This is a genomic window from Dysosmobacter segnis (genome assembly GCF_014297285.1).
GTDB classification, from domain to species: Bacteria; Bacillota; Clostridia; order Oscillospirales; family Oscillospiraceae; genus Oscillibacter; species Oscillibacter segnis.
This window is the reverse complement of the sequence record NZ_JACOQI010000049.1, coordinates 1-5,730: the sequence shown is the minus strand read 5'-3', so window position 1 is coordinate 5,730 and position 5,730 is coordinate 1. Positions and strand designations below refer to the sequence as shown.

Annotated in this window: 8 protein-coding genes; all 8 read right to left on the bottom strand. The window is 54.5% G+C overall.

The features are described 5' to 3' along the window. On the bottom strand, nucleotides 1-382 hold a 382-nt coding region (locus tag H8Z83_RS20540), incomplete at its 3' end, for a PrgI family protein (protein ID WP_187016388.1). A gap of 3 nt (nucleotides 383-385) precedes the next feature. After that, nucleotides 386-940 (bottom strand): MT-A70 family methyltransferase, encoded by a 555-nt coding sequence (locus H8Z83_RS20535; protein WP_187016389.1) that lies wholly within the window; start codon nucleotides 938-940, stop codon nucleotides 386-388. Nucleotides 941-957: 17 nt separating this feature from the next. After that, nucleotides 958-1,737, bottom strand: a complete 780-nt coding sequence (locus H8Z83_RS20530; protein ID WP_158365215.1) for a DNA-methyltransferase — start codon at nucleotides 1,735-1,737, stop codon at nucleotides 958-960. Further along, on the bottom strand, nucleotides 1,727-2,458 hold the full coding sequence (locus H8Z83_RS20525; protein WP_187016387.1) for a septation protein SpoVG family protein: 732 nt from the start codon (nucleotides 2,456-2,458) through the stop codon (nucleotides 1,727-1,729). The genes H8Z83_RS20530 and H8Z83_RS20525 overlap by 11 nt, the downstream gene beginning before the upstream one ends. 15 nt (nucleotides 2,459-2,473) lie before the next feature. Further along, nucleotides 2,474-3,340 carry a VirB6/TrbL-like conjugal transfer protein, CD1112 family gene (locus H8Z83_RS20520; RefSeq protein ID WP_187016386.1) on the bottom strand — a complete coding sequence of 289 codons (867 nt, stop codon included), beginning with the start codon at nucleotides 3,338-3,340 and terminating at the stop codon, nucleotides 2,474-2,476. A gap of 11 nt (nucleotides 3,341-3,351) precedes the next feature. Continuing rightward, complete coding sequence (locus H8Z83_RS20515) at nucleotides 3,352-3,564, bottom strand: Maff2 family protein (protein WP_117471222.1); 213 nt, start codon at nucleotides 3,562-3,564, stop codon at nucleotides 3,352-3,354. Nucleotides 3,565-3,659: 95 nt separating this feature from the next. Next, nucleotides 3,660-5,495 carry a VirD4-like conjugal transfer protein, CD1115 family gene (locus H8Z83_RS20510; RefSeq protein WP_187016385.1) on the bottom strand — a complete coding sequence of 612 codons (1,836 nt, stop codon included), beginning with the start codon at nucleotides 5,493-5,495 and terminating at the stop codon, nucleotides 3,660-3,662. Then, a partial coding sequence (locus H8Z83_RS20505) for a PcfB family protein (RefSeq protein WP_187016384.1) occupies nucleotides 5,482-5,730 on the bottom strand: 249 nt, incomplete at its 5' end. The genes H8Z83_RS20505 and H8Z83_RS20510, both read right to left, overlap by 14 nt.

Sequence of the window (5,730 nt, the reverse complement as noted above, 5' to 3'; positions counted from 1 at the left end):
GGCGGCGGCTCCGTTTTTCTTCTTTGTGTTTTTCAATCACATCCTCCTTTCCAGCGCCCGGCCCGGCAAAGGGCGCATAAATGTTTTCGGTTCGGTAGGCCCTGATCCCCGGCCTTAGAAACTTGGCCCGGATGATATTTCGCACAACCTTTTCAAAGGGCAAGCCGTCCTTTTCATACATCGCCAGCAGGAACGCCGGGAGCATAATTCCCAGCATGAGAAACATCGCGCCGGTATTGCCGAGGGTGCCACGGGTCAGCAGATAGGCCGGAATCCCCACCGCGCCCGCGCTGCCGAAGCAGACAAGCTGGCGTTTAGTGAGGTTGAAAGCCATCTTTGTTTTGATTTTGGATAAATCGTTTGGTACGTTTACATAGGGCATAGATCACACTCCTTTCTGCACTTCGGGACAATGTGTCCCAAAGTCCGGGATGGTTGGTGTTACTTCATTTCCCCACACAGCCCAACCGGGCGGGGTCTGCCTGGCAAAGAGCTCCACGCGGGGCAGATCTCCCATCAGGGAAAGAATTTTGTCGCGGGCCTCGTCCGGCTTTTTGCTATGGGCTTCAATCGGGGAAATGATGAATTGATGGATGTTGGCAGCCTGCCGCTTCGGGTGTCCCTTGGTAGCCAGCAGGCAGATTTCCGCGTTGCCCCTTGTCCAGAAGCCAAGGCCGTAAAACCAGCTATCCGCTTTCTTGTTCTTTTTCAGCCAGACGAAAGCAACAGATTTATAGGTGAAGCCCCAAGCCTCGATCAGCCGGAGCGCCTCCGGGAGCTGCGGGAAAGTGGCCCATAAAAAGAGTGCGCTGTCCGGGGCTGCAAGATCAGCCACAGGCAACGCACATAACTCCTCAATGCTCATAGTGGGATAACGTTTTTCCGCCGCGCCCTGTACTTTCTTAGCCGAGTAGCGCCAAGGGGGATCGGCGTAAATGATAGAATACTGCTGGATAATTACACTCCTTTCTCGCCGGAGCTTTTTACTGCCTGCGCCACACGGATGCGCTCACTGGCGGCGGCATAAAAGGCCGGGGCCGTTTCAAAGCATACAAAGCGACGTTCTGTGTTGATAGCTGCAATCGCGGTTGTGCCGGAGCCCGCGCAAATGTCCGCGACCAATTCGCCGGGGCGGGTATAGGTGCGGATCAGATACTCACAAAGCTCCACGGGCTTCTGTGTGGGATGGATGCCGCCGGACACCGTAGGCACAAAAAGCACATTTCCGGGATAGCGGCGGCCATCGTTGGACTCTGAGCCCTGCCGTTCAAATTTCCCATAGTTGGAGCTTGTACCGCTTCGGGAATGAACGCGGGCATAAGGCTTGCCATAAGTAAACTGCGGATTGTAGACCGGGGACTTCTGGTAAAACACCAAGATATTCTCGGACTTTTTCAGTGGAGCCCGGTTTGCATTGAGAAAGCCCGTTCCGCGCTCCTTGTACCAAATCCACTCATAGCGGAGCATGGCGAGGTTGGATGCGCCCAGCACCTTGTCAAAGGGGCACTGTGCGAAAAACAGCACTGCGCCATTCGGCTTGACTGCCCATTTCACCGCCTCCCACAGCTCCGGGAGCGGCAGGGGCACATCCCAATAATTCCGGGTTGTGCCGTAGGGCGGATCAGTCAGCAGCATATCCACGCTATGCTTCGGCAGGGAGCGCAGGCCCTCGATGCCGTCCATGAGAAACAAGCCCTCCTTCGGGACACGTTGTCCCAAAGTGCGGCTATCGGTCATTGCGGGCCTCCTTTGCTTTGGCAGGTGCAGGCCGGGCGGCATTTTCTTTTCCAGCTTGTTTCGCGGCCTCGGCCATCTGCTCCTTGATCGGGGCAGGCCGTACCGCCTGGGCCCGTGCAACAAGCTGTTCCACCGCCGCATGATACGCCTCCACACCAGCTGCATTGATCCGTTCCTGTGTGGCGCGGTCAGGAATCCGAACCGTAGCCCGGTATCCCGTCCGGCTGGCAGGATCAGGTTTAGAGGGAGCGCCGAGGAAAATCCCGTTTTTCCCGTCCACAACCTTAAAATCGTCGATGACCACACCGCCAAAATTGACGCTGGCGAAGCCGATCAGTTTTCCCTGCGGCTCAATCGGGCGGACAGATACCGTGATCGGAACAACCGCCTCCTGCAAGACAGCATCTGTCCGCATTTTTACTGCCTCATCAATGCTAACGCCCTTGACTTCTGCAAGCTCCGCGATGGGAGCATCAAACAGCCAGCGCCGCTCCTCCGCAGCAATCTGCTCCGGGGTCAGCAATACATCGTCTTTCTTACTCAGATAAAAGTCCTCCTTTCCGCTTGCCGGAGCAGGCTGGGCGGGGTCGTCCATCAACTCTTTTCTTTGCAGGATGGCCTCTGTTTCCGCCATAAAGCGGTAAGCGTCTGCCTCAGTAAACTCCTCCGGCGTTTTTCCATTCCATAAGCGCGTTCCGTCTGCCCCGTATCTTCTCGGCATAAGCACCACCTCCTGTTAATGAGCGCCAAAGATACGCTGGGCAATGCTCCCGGTCTTAAAGAGCATGAAGCAAAGCAGAACCGTGTAGCCCACAGTTCCCCAAATCGCCCCAATGGGATCGCCGCCTGTTGCGATGCCTTGAATGAGCACTGCGTAAATTGCAACACATACAAGGATCAGCAGCCCTTGAAAGCCCACAGCAAACAGGGACTTGATGTAGTTCTGCCCGGTGCCACCAAGCTCCCGGTTGGAAAGCGTAGCAACGGGGATGGGGGCCAGACTGGTCAGCAGATAGATTTCCAGCATCCTGCCATACACCAAAACGAAAATGATAATTCCCATCGCCTTCATCGTGAAGCCAATGAGCGCAGACTGCAGCCACAGCCCCAAAAGCGGCCCCAAGTCCACCGCCTCCAGCGAGGTTTCCAGTTCAGCAAGCATATCCGCCGAAACATCGGTAGAGCCTTGAATGAGCCCGCCTGCCTGCGCGATGACGCTCTGCGAGACATCGAACACGGCCATGACGATATTGAATGTGTTTGACAGGATCAGGATTGCACAGGCTGTTTTGAACATCCATTTATAGAGGTTCGCAACGTCAACCTCGTGCATATTGTTCTTTTCCAAAAGCATCTGTATGAGCTCATAAGTGGCAACAAAGGTCAGCACCATTCCGGCAATCGGCAGGATCACCGTTTCGGAAAGCTGTCGGATCAGGGAGAAAACCCCGGCGTGCCACGCCGCCGGGGTAGTCCCTACCTGTGCCGCAATCTCTCCGACCTGGGTATTGACGGTATCAAAAAGACCTTCGAGGTTTCCCATGATCCCGCCAATCAGAAGCTCTTTGAGCCAGTTTGTGAGCCAGTCGGTGAGAAAATCCATAAGCGCCTACCTTAAAACAGGCCAGACAGCAGAGGGATCAGCGTGGTGCCAATGAGGATGATGCCGCCACCCGCCATGAGCTGCTTCATGCCCTGGGACTTGGAGCCCGGGTTATCCGAGCCGTAGCCCTCCAGCAGATTGACCACACCCCATACGCCAAGGCCAGCGCCGAGAGCGATAACGAGGGTCTGTAAAGTGTCGATTGCAGATGAGAAAAATGCCATATAAGCCTCCATTTCTCCGGGATTTTCCCGGTAACAAAAAAGCCGCCCTTGCAGGCGGCAGGTTACAAACTTCGGGACACTTTGTCTCGAAGCGTTTATGCAAAGGCGTCTGGATCGTCGATGTCATCATAGTTGAGGATGTCCTCGTCCTCTTCCGTGAGCGCATCGTCCGGCACAGTCACCTCATACATCGTACACGCCTCGTTCAGACCGGGCCGCCTGCGGCGGTTAATGAGCCTGTCGAGGTCAAAAGCGGTTTTCTGTTTATCGGCCTCCGCTGTATAACGGTAGTTCGGATGCCGTTTCAGATCATACTTGGGAGAGAAGAACGGGGGCAGGCCCCGAAGCTGCAAAATACATTTGTCTCCCGGCATGGTTGCAAGCTCGGCTGGGGTCATCAGTTCCCGGCCCAGCCGCTGGGTATTTTGACTATAGCTTTCCGACTGGCCACGGGAACGGCTGTCGGTCTGCATACTGATTGTGGCCTTTCCCAGCCAGTTTTCGGATATTTCCTTGATGGTGCTGGCTTCGCGGCCACCGAGGAACACCACGCTGTCCATGTTGCCGAGGATTGTCTCGGCGTGTTTATCGTAAATGGCCTTGCACTGTGCCAACTGCTGATACAGCAGGCAAAGACTCACCTCGCGGGAGCGGATAACCGCGACCAGCTTTTCGAGCTGGGGCACCTGTCCCGTGTTGGCTGCCTCGTCCCACAGCACTCGTACATGGTGCGGCAGGCGGCCACCGTGAACATTGTCCGCCCGTTCACACAGGAGGTTGAACATCTGCGAAAATGCAAGTGCCACTAAAAAGTTGTAGGTCTGCGTGGTATCGGAAATGATGAAGAATACCGCTGTTTTCCGATCTCCGATGCGGTCAAGCTCCAATTCGTCATAGGCCATGACTTCACGAAGCTGCGGGATGTCAAAGGGAGCCAGCCGCGCACCGCAGGAAATTAAAATGCTTTTTGCCGTCTTGCCGCTGGCCAATTTGTACTTTTTATACTGTTTGACCGCGAAGCAATCCGGCTTGCGCTTTTCAAGCCCGGCAAACATATAGTCCACCGCGTTCATAAAGTCCTCGTCATCCTCCTTGACCTCCATGCCGGAAATCATATCCACAAGGGTATTCATGTTCCGATCCTCGGCAGGCCCCTCGAAAATGATGTAGGCAATCAGGGCGCAGTATAAAAGCGTTTCCGATTTCGTCCAGAATGGATCGCCTTCCTTGCCTTCGCCCTTGGTGTTGGAAATCAGGGCATCCACGAATTTCAGAATATCGGCCTCGTTGCGGATATACGCCAGCGGGTTATAGTGCATGGATTTTGAAAAATCTATGCTGTTGAATACCTTGATTTTGTACCCGCGTTTTTGCAGGAAAGCTCCGACCTGTCCCAGCACACCGCCTTTGGGATCGACCACCACATAAGAGGAATGGGCCTGTAAAAGCTGGGGTGTAAGCCAGAAGCGGGTTTTGCCGGAGCCGGATGAGCCGATAATACAACAATTCAGGTTTCGGGCATTTGCAGGGATTTTCGGGCGGGTGTTCATCGTGAGAAACTCCGTCCCGGTCAAAATCACGTTGTTTTCAAACCTTGGATCAACAAACGGTTTGATGTCTTTTTCCGTTCCCCACCGGGCGCTGCCGTATTCTGCATCCCGCCGAAACTTCTTAGCGTTCTTGCTTTTGAAATAGATCAGCAGCCGGAAACCAACTGCGCCTACAATACCAACAAGCCAATCCAGCGGGGCAAGACCGGGTGCAAAGTCAGCAAAGGCCGGGCCAATCGTCTGGCCCAGTCCGATGAGCTTATGTGCAAAATCGTTACCCGCTGCCAGCCGGTAGGCCGTTCCCAGCTTGAGGAACGCCCACAGGATGAATAGATAGGGAATGTTCGGAATGAGATATTTTCTGATCTTATCTGTCCTCATGGGCCACCTCCTTTGCACGTTCTTTCTGCTTCGGCTTTTCTTTGGAAAGCTGATCTGCCGCCTGTTGCAGTTGTTCCCGGATGGGAACACGGTTCGATTTTGCTTTGCTTAACACTTTCCGGGAATACTCAGAAAAGCAGGCGGTCATTGCGTCTGCCTGTCCAGCCTTGAAAAACAGCAGGTATTTGTCCGGCCCGGTTTTATAGAACGCATAGTCTACATTCCATTTCCGGGC